This window comes from Acidovorax sp. GW101-11A03, assembly GCF_059424825.1.
Genome location: NZ_JBWKZU010000027.1, coordinates 1 through 14612 on the forward strand (window position 1 = coordinate 1; position 14612 = coordinate 14612).

Sequence of the window (14612 nt, forward strand, 5' to 3'; positions counted from 1 at the left end):
GCCTGACCCTGGGCGCAGGCACAGCCCTGGGCGCGCTGCTGGGCGGCACCACGGCCTGGGTGGTGCGATCGCTGCAGAAGAAAGACGAAGGGCGGCAGGACCTGCTGCAACACGCCGCCGAAGCGGCCTGCAGCCACTACCTCGCCATCGCCCACCAGCAGCGCATGCCGCCGGGCGATGCTGCCCCCAGGGCCGCGCGCTGGCACGCCGAGGTCACCGGCACGGTGGCCGCCCATGGCGCGGCGCTGGCTGCCGCGCTGCAGGACGGAGCAAACGCTGAGGCCCTGACGCCGCTGTTGCGCACGGTGCTGATGGGGATCCTGCAACGCAGTTGTGCGGCAGAGGGGGCTGGCGCCGCCCCCGCAAGCCCACCGGTGGTTTGACTAATGACCTTTTTGGCCGCTACCGCCTGTTGGTACTGCCTTGTTAGCTATCAAAACAGGAGTTATCCACTGCCTTTACGGGCAGGCCACCCGGGCCGCCTCGGTCTCCACGCGGGGGGCTGCAGCCGCCGCCGCAAACGCCATGGCCGGGGGCACGGTCACGGTGCGCAGCCGGTCGCCGTCGATGCGGTATTCGTATTCACGCGTCGAGCCCACCATCTCGGTGCGAAAACTGCTGCTGGCCATGGTGGCCGCATACACCTGGGGCCGCACCACCTGGTAGCGGTAGGTGGTGGTGGACACGCCGCTGGTGGTCTTGCAGACGGAGTCGAACTGGTCGTCCTTGAACTGCAGCGAGCAGCGGCCCGAGCTGTCTTCAGCCTTCTCGCCATCCGGCGTGTGCAGCACGATCTTGGTGGCGCGCCAGCAGCCGAGCAGGGCGGGGTCGGGGGCGGCGGCATGGATGGCAGGGGCCCCAAGGGCCAGGGTCCAGAGGACAGAACGCAGATAGCTCGGCATGCGGAAGGGGCGGGCCCGCCAAGGGCACGCGGTCAGGCTGGGAAGGCCGCCATGGTAGGCGAAGCCGGGGAGGCCCCCTACAGGCAGGCGCCTATTCCACCGTCCACCGCGTCACGCGCGGCGGCGCATCGCCCACATGGAAGGCCAGCTTGCGGTCGCGCAGCGCCACGTCCGAGGCCGTCACGCGGTCAAACCGCCGCAGGTGCTCGGTCCACGACTCATCTTCGATGCGCTCCACATACCGCGCGGGCTGGCTGATGTCGTGCAGCAGCTGCCAGCCCAGCGCGCCCTGGCGCAGACGGCTGCGGCGGCTTTCCTGCATCACGGCGCGGAATTCGGCGGCGCGGGCGGGGTCGATGAAGTATTCGATGGTGACCACCAGGTGCCCTGATCCGGGCGGTGTGTCGGCCACCGGGGCCTTGAAGGCGCGCGAGGGGCTCAGGTCCTCTTCCATGCTGCGGTCGGCCACCAGGCGCTGCACCACCCACATGGCCAGCACGCCGGTAGCGGCGGCAATGCCCAGGCTCACATGCACGTCGGTGACCGTGGCCACCTGGCCCCACACGGCGGCGCCCAGCGCGGTGGCGCCCATGATGGACATCTGGTAGATGGACATGCCGCGCGCGCGCACCCAGTTGGGCAGGGCAAGCTGGGCCGACACGCTGAGCGAGTTGGCCGTGGTGATCCACGCCATGCCCGCCACGAACATCGCGGGCACGGCCACGTACACATTGGGCGCCACGGCCATCACGCCCGTGGCGGCGGCCTGCAGCGCCGTGCCACGTATCACCAGCACATCGCGCGCCATGGCCTGGCGCAGGCGCGGCAAGAACATGGCCGCCGTGATGGCGCCCGCGCCCATGCTGGCCAGCAGCAGCGTGAAGGTGCCCGCGCCGCCGCCTTCGAGCCCCTTGGCGAGCAGCGGCAGCAGGGCCAGCAGCGCGGTGGCGTGCAGAAAGAAGATGGAGATGCGCCACAGCACGGCGCGCATGCGCGGCGACTGGCGCACAAACTGCAGGCCCACGCGCATGGCGCTGGTCAGCTTTTCGCGCCCCAGCGGGCTGGGCGTGTGCACCCGCTTCCAGCGCATGATGGTGAAGCCGGAAATGAGGGACAGCACGGCGTTGAGCACAAACACCCAGGCACTGCCCGCGCTGGCGATGATGGCGCCCGCCAGCAGCGGGCCGATGATGCGCGAGGCGTTCATGGCCACGCCGTTGAGCGCCAGTGCGGCGGGCAGCTGCGGGCGGCTGACCAGCTCGGGCACGATGGCCGCAAACACCGGCCAGCGCATGGCCAGGCCAATGCCGTTGGCAAAGGTCAGCGCCAGCAGCAGCGGCGCCGTCATGCCCCCGGCCAGGATGGCCACACACAGCACCAGCGCCACGGCCGCCACCCAGAACTGCGTGGCGATGAAGTAACGGCGCCGGTCCAGGATGTCGGCCAGCGCGCCGCTGGGCAGGCCCAGCAGGAACACCGGCAGCGTGGAAGCGGTCTGCACCAGCGCCACCAGCACGGGCGAGGTGGTGAGCGTGGTCATGAGCCAGGCGGCCGCCACGTCGTTCATCCACATGCAGGTGTTGGCCGCCACCCAGGTGAGCCAGAGCATGCGGAACACGGGCACCGACAAGGGCGCAAACGGTGAGAGCGAAGCCGCCTGGTTCAGCGCCGCGCTGTCCCCCAACTGGGCGGCGACGGACTCTTCGGTGCCATGCGCCAGATCCGCACGCGCGGCACGGTCTGCAGCCGCATCGCTTTGCGGCGGGGCGCCCGGGCTCAGGTCCGGGGCATCAGGGGAGGGCGGGGGCGCAACGCTGCGCGTGCTTTCGTGGGACGGCAATGGCGGCATGTCTGCGCATTGTGCGACGGTTGGCGTGGACGTGGTGGTTCCGCGCTAAATAGCCGACTGCAAGCATGCCCCGCGCGTCTCGTCACGCCGCATCGGTCGGCGCAGCCGAGGCCTGGTGGCCCGCCTGTTTGGTTTGCCGCAGCAGCAGCCAGGCCATGAGCCCGAGTGCCGCCACGCCCGCCAGCAGCACGCCCCACAGCACGGCGCTGCGCGTGGAGATGCCGCCGCTGGCCGCCGCAGCGGGCACCAGCGCGCCGTCTGCGGGCTTGCCGCCGGTGATGTCGGCCCGGGCCACATCGGCAAGCGCCACGGGCAGCTGGTTCTCTTGCGCGGGCTGGTAGCCCGGCACCAGGCTGGCCAGGGGCAGGAAGGCGCTGGCCGCCGCCGTGGCCCCGGGCAGCCCGGCCGCCAGCGTGAAGGGTCCCTGTCCGCTGGCCAGGAACACCAGCTGCGCGGGCTCGAACTGCAGCGCCAAAGCGGGTGCAGCGGCAAAACCGGGGGTCTTGGGGTCGGCTTCGATCTTGATCTCGCGCACCGAGGCGCCGCCCAGCTCCACGGGTCCGCTGGCCTGTTCCTTGCCGCCGGTTGCCATCTTGTAGACCACGGCACTGGCCAGTGGCGACCAGGGCTGCTCGCGGTGATTACGGCCCAGCACGCGCACAGGAATCAGCACATTGCTGCCGGGCGGCGTGATGGCGAGCGCGGCGACCGGCGTGGCAAACGGCAGCGCAAACACCAGCTCGCGCGGGTTGGCCAGGGCGGGCGTGGCCATGCTGGCGCTGACGCGCTCGCGCGGGCCCGTTTTGGACGAGGTGGCCAGCGTGGCGCCACGCAGGGTGACTGCTGCGTCGCCCCAGGTCACGCGCAGGTAGTGGCCCTTCAGGTCGGCGCGCTGCAGGTCGATCTGCTCGTTGCCCAGGCGGCCTGGCGCAGTGGACACCGTGGGCGCCGCCGCAGCGTCGGCGCGGTAGAGCACGGTCTCGGCCAGCGGCTGCCAATGTTTGAGGTCCTTGCTGGCCTGCACCCGGAACGTCACGGGTTGGCCCGCTGGCAGATCCACGTCCAGGGCCATGCGGGCCACGGGCAGCTGCACATTGCGCGCGTCGAGCAGCGCGCCGCGCACGGCTTGTGTGGCAGTGGCAGTAGCACCTGCTGTGCCGGCCGTGTCGATCTGCACCACACGCTGGCCCTGGCGCTCCTCGATGCGCAGCGACAGGCCTTCCAGCCCGGCCGTGCCTGTGCTCGCGGCGCCCAGGATGGGATAGGCGGGCAGGGTCACCGACTCCTCGGGCGCGCTGGCCGCCGCCACACCGGCCAGTGCCATGGGCACGGGCTGGCCCGCGCCGTTGAAGAGGCGCACATCGGCATAGCCCGGGCTTTGCAGGCGCACCAGCACCTCGGCGGGCAGCATCACGCGCTGCAGCGGCGCATCGGCCGCGAGCGTGACAGGAACGCGGATGGCGTAGGCCGCAGGGCTGTTGGCATCGGCCGCCGCCTGGGCCACGCTGGCGCACAGGGACAAGGCGGCGGCCAGCACCAGGGGCAGTTTCAGGGCGACAGGCTTCTTCATGGCAGTGTTTCTGGTTGCGATGGCGCCAGCGGTGGCGCGGCAGGCTCCGCAGGGGTGGCTGCCTTGGGTGGCGACTTGGGAGTTAACTTGGGCGGTAAAGGCGCAAAGTAGCCCACCACCAGCATCAGCACACCCACGGCGATGAAGGCAATGATGCGTTCGGCGCCCCCCGCGTTGGACAGATCGATCAGCAGCAGCTTGACCACCACCACACCCAGCAGGCCCGCGCCCACCAGCCACAGCGGCCGCTGCACGCGGCGGTGTGCCAGCACCATCAGGCTGAGCGCCAGCAGCGTCCACAGGATGGCGTAGCCGGTCTGCACCACGAAGCTGTTGAACAGCGCCGAGGCGTCCCAGCGTACGCCAAAGAAGTGGTGGGCCACGCGCAGCCACACGGTGTTGATCACGATGAACGCGAGCAGCGCCAAGGCCACCAGCGCATGGCGCCCGGTGACCCCGCCCGAACGGGCCGGGGGCGGCAGCGCTGCGAGCAGCACGCGCCGCCAGAACACCAGGCCGCCCAGCGCAAGCGCCAGGGTCAGGTCGGTGGGGTTGAGCAGCGGGATGTAAGGCAGCGGCGCCGTGTGGCCGGACGAATGCACGGCGGCCAGCAGCGCGCCCCCGAACACCAGCACCGCCAGGGGCAGGGCCGCCAACCAGTAGTAGGCCTCGGCATGGGGGTTCAACGGCCAGGGCAGCGCCGCGCGTGCCGCAGGCTGGTTGCCACGGCCCGCCCACAGCGCGAGCAGCATCAGCACCGCAATCGCGCTGACCAGCAGGACCACACCGGCCCACGAGGTGCGCCACAGCTCGGCCTTGCCGATGCCGGACCACAGGCAGTCGGCCAGCAGCAAGGTCACCAGCCAGGCCGTGGCGGCGTGGAACCAGCCGAAGCGCGACGCGCTGTGGGCGGACGTGCCTTCAGTGCCCGTTGCCTGCAAGCCGTCGGTCTGCCACAGCATCCACCCATGCAGCGCCAGCACGATGGGCCACACGGCCCAGGCGGGGGTGCTCAACACACGGTGGCCGTCCACCACCTGCGCCACGAACCCCAGCGCCAGCACGCCGATGGTGGCGCGCGCGGGCCAGGTGGCCACGGCCCAGCGCGTGCGCAGGCCCAGCACCATCGACAGCGCGGCGCTCAGCACCACGGCCAGCATGCCCAGCAGTTCGGCAACGCGGCCCGAGAACACCGGGACGGGCCACTGATTCGCCTCGGTGGCGGGCACGCTGCGCGTGATCTCCAGCCACCAGGCCAGGCACCAGAAGACAAAGCCGTAGAGGTAGGCCGGGTTGGGCAGCAGCACCTCCACCCTGGCATAGCCCTGGGCCCAGGCCGAACCGCTGTGGGGCAGCGGCTGGCGCAGCCACCAGGCCAGCAGCAGCGCGGGCAACGCAATCAGCATCGCGCCCAGGAAGGCCGGGTTGGCCAGCGGCAGGGGCGAGACCTGCAGGCCCCCGCTGTCCACGCCACCCATGAACGCCAGCATGGCCACGACCTGCAGCACCAGGCCAAAGGCACGCGGCATCCAGCGCGCCTGGCGCATGCCGACCCAGAAGGCGCCCGCGCCTTCGAGCGCCCACACCGCCGAGGTCCACTGCGCATCCAGCGCCAGCGGCACGGCCAGCGTGGCAAAACCCACGCCGATGGCGATGAAACACTCGGTGAGCAGGCGCCAGCTGGCTTGCGCGCGGCGCGCCAGCATGGTCGCGGTCAGCAGGTAGACCGCAGCAAAGGCCAGTGCCGAGAAGGCCGCGCCCAGCTCAAACGGCTGCACCAGCCCGGCCTGCAGGCCAAAGCCCACGAGTGGCGTGCCGAAGACCAGCATGCTGTCCACCGTCTTGCCCAGCTTGGTCGGCGTGTTGCGCGCATAGAGGATGGCGGTGGCGAGGTAGATCAGCACAAAGCCCGCGAGGAAGGGCTGCGTGCTGGCGTAGTAGTCGGGCACATATTTGAGCGCCCCCCAGGCCGTGGCCACGCCAAAGGTGGCGACAAAACCCACCACGTTGAGCACGCGCCAGGAGCGCTTGTGGGCGATGAAGAGAATCGCCAGGTTGAGCAGGGTGTAGTAGCTGAACAGGCCCACGTGGCTGCCCTGGCCTGTGGACAGCAGGATGGGTGCCGCAAAGCCCCCGGCGAACGCCGCCACCGCCAGCGCCCGCGAATCCTGCAGCAGCGCCAGCGCACAACTGGCGGCGCAGACCGCGATCATCAGCCCGAAGGCCCAGAGCGGCGGCAGCAGCCCATAGAGCCGGAAGGCCGCAAACACGGTGAGGTACATCACCGCCACGCCGCCGCCCTGCAGGGCCAGCGCAAAGCCGGGCTTGTCGGTGCGCTTGCGGAAACCCACCCCCAGCAGCGCAATGCCCACCGCTGCAACCGCCGCCAGGCGGAATTCAACCGGCAGCAGCCCGGCGGAGGCGGCGTAGCGTGCGAGGAAAGACAGGCCGATGAACAGGATCACCAGGCCCACGCGCACGATGGTGTTGCCGCCCAGGAGCCAGTTCTTGGCTACGAGCACGGCCAGCTCGATGGGGTTGGGTGAGGCGGGCTGGGCAATCTTGCGGGGCTCGAAGGGCGCGGCGGGCGCATCCGTGCGGGCGGCTACCGGGGCCGCCGCCGGAGTCAACGCAGGGATACGCGGCAGGCCTTGCGGCGTGAGCTCGCCGGTCCAAAAAGCGTCGTCCGCATCCCGAGGGGTGTCGCTGGTGGTGGGCGGTGGAGGGGGTGCCTGTAGCACGGATCCTTGCGCCACGGGCGCTGCCGCCACAGGCCGGTCTTCGGCAACCGGCGCTGCCTGGGGGGCCCGCGTGGGCTGGACGGTGGCCTTGGCGGCATGCGCCTGCAGCTCGGTGCGGATGGCCGAGCGGATCGCCCAGCGCAGCGACAGCCCGGCGAAGAAGCCCAGAATGCCGCCCACAAACGGTCCGAAGTCGCCGTAGCCGCCGAACCACGAGCCCAGCACAGCGCCCCAGAAAATGCCCCAGATGATCATGCCGCCCTCGCCCTCTTTTCTAGGCTCCGGTCGGCAGGCCCTGGGGCTTTGCGCGAAGGAAGCCGTCGTATTGGTAGACCCACCGGCAACCGCTCGCGCAGCCGCCTTGCGAACCAACACCCCGGTCAGGGACACGAGGTGCAGGGCCTTGCAGGCGGGTGACGGAGTGGGTGCGTGCGGCAGCTTGGCAGCCCCGCTGTGGTTCCGCAGGCTTATACAGCACACCCTGCGCAGGAACCATGCCCTAACGCCTTGTTACCTTGCTGCAGGGCGCCCTGCCACATCGCGCCCCTTGCCCCGGGAGGGGCTTGTGCTGCCCGGATTTGAGGCCAAAACAAGCCTCTGCGCCCGTCCATCAAGCCATAATAGCTATTAAATTAGTAGCAATTATCCTTTAACCCGCGCCAGGTGCGTGAGTGGCAGCGCCCCACTGGCCTTCACCTCGCCCAGCGAGAAGCTGGTGTGCATGTCTTTCACATTGGGCAAGTTCAGCAGCACGTCGCGCGCGAACTGCGAAAAGCTGTCCAGGTCGCGCGCCACCACCTGCAGTTCGAAGGTGCCGGTGCCGCTGATGTAGTGGCAGGACACGACCTCGGGGATCTGGCGAATGGCTTCCTCCATCTTGCGTGTGAGGTTGCCGGTGCTGCGGTCGGCATCGAGCCGCACAAAGGCCAGCACCCCCAGGCCGATCTTGTGCCGGTCGATCTCGGCGCGGTAGCCCTTGATGAAGCCCTGCTCTTCCAGCGCCCGCACGCGGCGCCAGCAGGGCGCGGCCGACAGGCCCACGCGCTGGGCCAGCTCGGCATTCGTCAGGCGCGCGTCAGCCTGCAGCTCGTTGAGGATGGCGATATCGAATTTGTCGAGAGTGTTCACAAAATGGCGGAAAAGAGAAAGATCCTTTCTCAGAATAGCCTAAACACGGCACACAAAGCAAAGACATATCAGCGGCACAGACATACACTTACCTCCACATTGGAGCCGCTGCCCTAAACGGGCGGATGGCTCCTGCCCCACCGGCCCACAAGGCCCGGCCCCACAAAGAAGCCATTGGAGACATAGCCATGAATGCCCCGTTGCCCGAATCCGTCCGCAAGGCGCTGGAAACCGTCACGCTCGACGACAAATACTCCCTGGACCACGGCCGGGCCTTCATGAGCGGGGTACAGGCCCTGGTGCGCCTGCCCATGCTGCAGCGCCAGCGCGATGCCGTGGCCGGGCTGAACACGGCGGGTTTCATCAGCGGCTACCGGGGCTCCCCGCTGGGCACGTATGACCAGGCGCTGTGGGCGGCCAAAAAGCACCTGGCGGCCAACAACATCGTCTTCCAACCCGGTGTGAACGAAGAGCTGGGCGCCACCGCCGTGTGGGGCACGCAGCAGCTGGACCTGTACCCGCAAAGCAAGAAGTTCGACGGCGTCTTCGGCATCTGGTACGGCAAGGGCCCGGGCGTGGACCGCTGCTCGGACGTGTTCAAGCACGCCAACATGGCGGGCACCGCCAAGCACGGCGGCGTGATCGCCATTGCGGGCGACGACCACATCAGCAAGAGCAGCACGGCCGCGCACCAGAGCGACCACATCTTCAAGGCCTGCGGCACGCCGGTGTTCTTCCCGAGCAGCGTGCAGGAGATTCTGGACATGGGCCTGCACGCGTTTGCCATGAGCCGCTTCTCGGGCGTGTGGTCGGGCATGAAGACCATTCAGGAGGTGGTGGAGTCGTCGAGCAGCATCAACATCGACCCCGACCGCGTGAAGATCATCCTGCCCGAGGACTTCGTGATGCCGCCCGGCGGCCTGCACATCCGCTGGCCCGACGCGCCGCTGGAGCAGGAAGCGCGCCTGATGGACTACAAGTGGTACGCGGCCCTGGCGTACATCCGCGCCAACAAGCTCAACTACAACGTGGTGCAAGGCCCGCAGGACCGCTTCGGCATCATCGCCAGCGGCAAGGCCTACAACGACATGCGCCAGGCGCTGGTGGACCTGGGCCTCGACGACGACACCTGCCGCCAGCTGGGCATCCGCGTGCACAAGGTCAACGTGGTGTGGCCGCTCGAAGCCACCATCACGCGCGACTTTGCGCAGGGCCTGCAAGAGATTCTGGTGGTGGAAGAAAAACGCCAGGTCATCGAATACCAGCTCAAGGAAGAGCTGTACAACTGGCGCCCCGATGTGCGCCCCAATGTGCTGGGCAAGTTCGACGAGCCCGAGGGCGATGCGACGGGCGGCGAGTGGAGCATGCCCAACCCCAGCCAGAACTGGCTGCTGCGCGCCAAGGCCGACCTGACGCCGGCCATCATCGCCAAGGCCATCGCCAAGCGCCTGAAGAAGCTGGGCGTGCCGGACGACGTGGTGGCCCGCATGGACGCACGCCTGGCCGTCATCGAGGCCGCCGAGCGCGGCATGGCCGAGCTGAAGGTGGAAACCGGCGACCGCACGCCCTGGTTCTGCAGCGGCTGCCCGCACAACACCAGCACCCGCGTGCCCGAAGGCTCGCGCGCCGTGGCCGGCATTGGCTGCCACTACATGGTGAACTGGATGCCGGACCGCAAGACCAGCACCTTCACGCAGATGGGCGGCGAGGGCGTGACCTGGGTGGGCCAGCAGCCCTTCACCACCGACGCGCACATCTTTGCCAACCTGGGCGATGGCACCTACTTCCACAGCGGCCTGCTGGCCATCCGCCAGAGCATCGCGGCGGGCGTGAACATCACCTACAAGGTGCTCTACAACGATGCGGTGGCGATGACCGGCGGCCAGACCGTGGGTGAGCGGCCCGAGGGCCACTCGGTGCTGCAAATCATGAACAGCCTGAAGTCCGAAGGCGTGGCCAAGCTGATCATCGTGACCGATGAGCCGCACAAGTACGACGGCGTGGCGCTGGCCGAGGGCGTGACGGTGCACCACCGCGACGAACTCGACACGCTGCAGCGCCAGTTCCGTGAGATCAAGGGCTGCACGGTCATCATCTACGACCAGACCTGCGCGACAGAAAAGCGCCGCCGCCGCAAGCGCGGCACCCTGGCCACGCCCGACAAGACCGTGGTCATCAACGAGCTGGTGTGCGAGGGCTGCGGCGACTGCTCGACCAAGTCCAACTGCCTCTCCGTGGAGCCGGTGGAGACGGAGTTCGGCCGCAAGCGCCGCATCAACCAGAGCACCTGCAACAAGGATTATTCCTGCGTCAACGGCTTCTGCCCGAGCTTTGTGACGGTGGAAGGCGGCAAGCTCAAGAAGCCCAAGAAGGAGAAGAAGGGCGACCTCTCGTCGCTGCCCAACATCCCCGAGCCCGTGCTGCCCGTGGCCGAAAGCGCCTGGGGCATCGTGGTCGGCGGCGTGGGCGGAACGGGCGTGATCACCATCGGCTCGCTGCTGGGCATGGCCGCGCACCTGGACGGCAAGGGCGTCATCACGCAGGACGCCGGGGGCCTGGCCCAGAAGGGCGGCGCCACCTGGAGCCACATCCAGATCGCCAACCGGCCCGACGCCATCTACACCACCAAGGTCGATACCGCCAAGGCCGACCTGGTGATCGGCTGCGACGCCATCGTGGCCGCACACAAGTACACGCTGGCCGTGATGCAGCCCGGCCGCACCTTTGTGGCGCTCAACACCCACAGCACGCCCACGGCCGCGTTTGTGAACAACCCGGACTGGCAGTTCCCTGGCGGCAACTGCGATGCAGCCATTGCCACCGCCGTGGGCGCGGGTGGCGTCGGCAGCTTCGATGCCGAACAGGTCGCCACGCAGCTCCTGGGCGACAGCATCTATACCAACCCGCTGATGCTGGGCTACGCCTGGCAAAAGGGCCGCGTGCCGCTCACCCACGCATCGCTGATGCGCGCCATGGAATTGAACGGCGTGCAGGTCGAGAACAACAAGGCGGCGTTTGAATGGGGCCGTCGCTGCGCGCACGACCTGGCGGCCGTGCAGGCCTTGTTCCAGGCGGCGCAGGTGATCCAGTTCGTGAAGAAACCTTCGCTGACCGAAATGGTCGCCAAGCGCGTGGAGTTCCTCACCGGTTACCAGAACACGGCTTATGCCGCCGAGTACCAGGCCTTTGTCGAGAAGGTGAAGGCGGCAGAAGCCAAGCTGGGGACCAGCACCAAGCTCTCCGAGGCCGTGGCCCGCTACCTGTTCAAGCTCATGGCCTACAAGGACGAGTACGAGGTGGCGCGCCTGCACACCGACAAGGCCTTCACCGACAAGATCGCCAACATGTTCGAAGGCGACTACAAGCTGGTGCACCACCTCGCGCCGCCCATGACGGCCAAGAAGAACGACAAGGGTGAGCTGGTCAAGCAGCCATTCGGCCCATGGATGCGCAGCGCGTTCGGCCTGCTGGCCAAGATGAAGGGCTTGCGCGGCACGGCACTGGACATCTTCGGTAAGACCGAGGAGCGCCGCATGGAGCGCGCGCTGATCGTCGAGTACCGCGCCTGCATCGACGAGCTGCTGGCCCGCCTGAACGCCGACAACCTGGCCCTGGCCGTGGAGATCGCGCGCATCCCCGAAGAGATCCGTGGCTACGGCCATGTGAAGGAGCGCCACCTGAAAGCGGCGCGTCCCAAATGGGACGGCCTGATGGCCCAGTGGCGCAGCGGCAAGGCGGCGCCCGGCCAGCGCCAGGCGGCTTGAAGTTCTGCAAACCAGCAGCACCTTGAAGGAGAAAGCCCGCGCTTGCGCGGGCTTTTTACTATCAAAAACATAGCTACCTGCGCTCATCAAATGTGCGCAGAAGCCGATTTTTGATGGATTTTTCGCCCCCTGTCTGCCGCACCTGTGTGCCTGGGCAAACACCCGCCGCAGGCCTGGGTCTTACCCCTTGGGGCGCGGGCAGGGCGCCGCATACAATGTCCTGTTCCGCCCTGGCGGGCGCTTTGGCGCTGGCCGTTGGCGGTTTTTGTGTATTTTGACCATCCGTTGTGGAGTCCAGTCCGTGTTTATTTCTTCCGCTTTTGCCCAAACCGCACCTGCCGCAGCCGCTGGTGGCGGTGACATGATGTCCACGCTCACGGGCATGCTGCCCCTGGTGCTCATGTTCGTGGTGCTGTACTTCGTCATGATCCGCCCCCAGATGAAGCGCCAGAAGGAACACCGCGCCATGATCGACGCCATCGCCAAGGGCGATGAAGTGGCCACCGCCGGGGGCATTCTGGGCAAGGTGACGCGCCTGTCCGAGGGCTTCCTGCACATCGAGATCGCCAGCAACGTGGAAGTGCAGATCCAGCGCAGCGCCGTGGTGCAGGTCCTGCCCAAGGGCTCCGTCAAGTAATCAATGAACAGCCCCTGCGGGCGCTGCACACCGCCTCCCGTCGCTCGCGCTGCGTGCAGACCGGGTGACGGCGGGGCCAGCGCAGCGGGGCGGCCCTTGCACGGCATTGGCTGGCAGGGCGTGGAAAAGGCGTAAACATGAACCGTTATCCGGTCTGGAAGTACGCGATCCTGGTGATCGTGCTGCTGGTGGGGGCCTTGTACACCCTGCCCAATTTCTTTGGCGAAGCCCCTGCCGTACAGGTGTCATCGGCCAAAGCCACCGTCAAGGTGGACACCGCCGTGCAGCAGCGGGTGGAAGAGGCCCTCAAGGCCGCTGGCGTCACGCCCGATTTCGTGGCGCTGGAAGGCAACTCGGTGCGTGCGCGCTTTGACACGCCCGACACCCAGCTCAAGGCCAAGGACGCCATCCAGAAGGCCCTGGTGCCCGATGCCAACGACCCGTCCTACATCGTGGCGCTGAACCTGGTGTCGCGCTCGCCGGTGTGGCTCAAGGCCCTGCACGCCAACCCCATGTACCTGGGCCTGGACCTGCGCGGCGGTGTGCACTTCATGTTGCAGGTGGACATGCAGGCCGCGCTGACCAAGAAGGCCGAGTCGTATGCCGGTGACATCCGCACCGCGCTGCGCGACAAGAGCATCCGCCACGGTGGCATCAGCCGCGAAGGCCAGAACATCGACATCAAGGTGCGCGACGAAGCCACGCTCACAGCCACCCGCAACCTGATTGCCGACCAGTTCACCGACCTGCAGGTCACCAGCACGCCCGAAGGCACCGAGTTCAAGCTGCGCGCCTCCATCAAGCCCGAGGCCACACGCCGAGTGCAGGAGCAGGCCCTCAAGCAGAACATCGTCACGCTGCACAACCGGATCAACGAACTGGGCGTGGCCGAGCCGGTGATCCAGCAGCAGGGCCTGGACCGCATCGTGGTGCAGCTGCCCGGCGTGCAGGACACTGCCAAGGCCAAGGACATTCTGGGCCGCACCGCCACGCTGGAAGTGCGCCTGGTGGACGAGGGCACCGAAGCCCGTGCTGCAGAAACCGGCCGCGGCCCGGTGCCGTTTGGCTCCGAGCGCTATCTGGAACGCAGCGGCCAGCCCGTGATCGTGAAGAAGCAGGTCATCCTGACCGGCGAGAACCTGACCGACGCCCAGCCCGGCTTTGACGGCCAGACGCAGGAACCCACGGTGAACCTCACGCTGGACGCCAAGGGCTCGCGCATCTTCAAGGACATCACGCGCGAGAACATCGGCAAGCGCATGGCCATCGTGCTGTTCGAAAAGGGCAAGGGCGAAGTGGTCACGGCCCCCGTGATCCGCAGCGAAATCGGCGGTGGCCGCGTGCAGATCTCCGGCCGCATGACCACGGCCGAGGCCAATGACACAGCCCTGCTGCTGCGCGCCGGTTCGCTGGCCGCGCCCATGGAAATCATCGAGGAATACACCATCGGCCCCAGCCTGGGCGCCGACAACATCGAGCGCGGCATCCACAGTGTGGTCTGGGGCATGGTGGCGATTGCCGTCTTCATGTGCATCTACTACGCACTGTTCGGCGTGTTCTCTACCGTGGCACTGGCCGTAAACGTGCTGCTGCTGCTGGCCATCCTGTCCATGCTGCAGGCCACGCTGACCTTGCCCGGCATTGCCGCCATGGCGCTGGCACTGGGGGTGGCCATCGACTCCAACGTGCTGATCAACGAACGCATCCGCGAGGAGCTGCGCGACGGGGTCTCGCCGCAGGCGGCCATCCACGCGGGTTATGAACGCGCCTGGGCCACCATCCTGGACTCGAACGTGACCACGCTGATCGCGGGCCTGGCGCTGCTGGCTTTCGGCTCCGGCCCGGTGCGCGGCTTTGCCGTGGTGCACTGCATCGGCATCCTGACCAGCATGTTCTCGGCCGTGTTCTTCTCGCGCGGCCTGGTGAACCTGTGGTACGGCCGCCAGAAGAAGCTCAAGAGCGTGTCGATCGGCCAGGTGTGGAAGCCCGACGCCGGTACCTCCGTGACCAAGACGAACTAA

8 protein-coding genes and 1 pseudogene are annotated in these 14612 nt (G+C 67.9%); 4 read left to right on the top strand and 5 right to left on the bottom strand.

The genetic code is table 11. The annotated features are described in order from the left end of the window. Window positions 1-383 (top strand): annotated as a pseudogene (locus AC07Z7_RS12920) (hypothetical protein); the annotation flags it as partial. A gap of 75 nt (window positions 384-458) precedes the next feature. On the opposite strand, the gene AC07Z7_RS12925 reads toward AC07Z7_RS12920, so the two are convergent. From AC07Z7_RS12925 to AC07Z7_RS12945, 5 genes are all read right to left on the bottom strand, one after another. Beyond that, window positions 459-902: a hypothetical protein gene (locus tag AC07Z7_RS12925; protein WP_494766450.1), complete on the bottom strand. Its 444-nt coding sequence runs from the start codon at window positions 900-902 to the stop codon at window positions 459-461. A 91-nt stretch (window positions 903-993) separates the two neighbouring features. Further along, window positions 994-2751, bottom strand: a complete 1758-nt coding sequence (locus AC07Z7_RS12930) for an MFS transporter (RefSeq protein ID WP_494766451.1) — start codon at window positions 2749-2751, stop codon at window positions 994-996. A gap of 82 nt (window positions 2752-2833) precedes the next feature. Then, a complete protein-coding gene (locus AC07Z7_RS12935; protein WP_494766452.1) occupies window positions 2834-4321 on the bottom strand; it encodes a DUF3999 domain-containing protein in 1488 nt (495 codons plus the stop codon). Continuing rightward, window positions 4318-7317 (bottom strand): DUF2339 domain-containing protein, encoded by a 3000-nt coding sequence (locus AC07Z7_RS12940; protein WP_494766453.1) that lies wholly within the window; start codon window positions 7315-7317, stop codon window positions 4318-4320. Before AC07Z7_RS12940 ends, AC07Z7_RS12935 begins: the two co-directional genes overlap by 4 nt. Window positions 7318-7704: 387 nt before the next feature. After that, window positions 7705-8190 carry an Lrp/AsnC family transcriptional regulator gene (locus AC07Z7_RS12945; RefSeq protein WP_094289647.1) on the bottom strand — a complete coding sequence of 162 codons (486 nt, stop codon included), beginning with the start codon at window positions 8188-8190 and terminating at the stop codon, window positions 7705-7707. Between the two features lie 188 nt (window positions 8191-8378). Here AC07Z7_RS12945 and AC07Z7_RS12950 point away from each other — a divergent pair, with 188 nt between their 5' ends. The 3 genes from AC07Z7_RS12950 (at window position 8379) to secD (ending at window position 14612) form a co-directional block, all read left to right on the top strand. Then, window positions 8379-11954: an indolepyruvate ferredoxin oxidoreductase family protein gene (locus AC07Z7_RS12950; RefSeq protein ID WP_494766454.1), complete on the top strand. Its 3576-nt coding sequence runs from the start codon at window positions 8379-8381 to the stop codon at window positions 11952-11954. 301 nt (window positions 11955-12255) lie between these two features. Continuing rightward, complete coding sequence (gene yajC, locus AC07Z7_RS12955) at window positions 12256-12591, top strand: preprotein translocase subunit YajC (protein ID WP_094289651.1); 336 nt, start codon at window positions 12256-12258, stop codon at window positions 12589-12591. Window positions 12592-12728: 137 nt separating this feature from the next. After that, on the top strand, window positions 12729-14612 hold the full coding sequence (gene secD / locus AC07Z7_RS12960; protein WP_494766455.1) for a protein translocase subunit SecD: 1884 nt from the start codon (window positions 12729-12731) through the stop codon (window positions 14610-14612).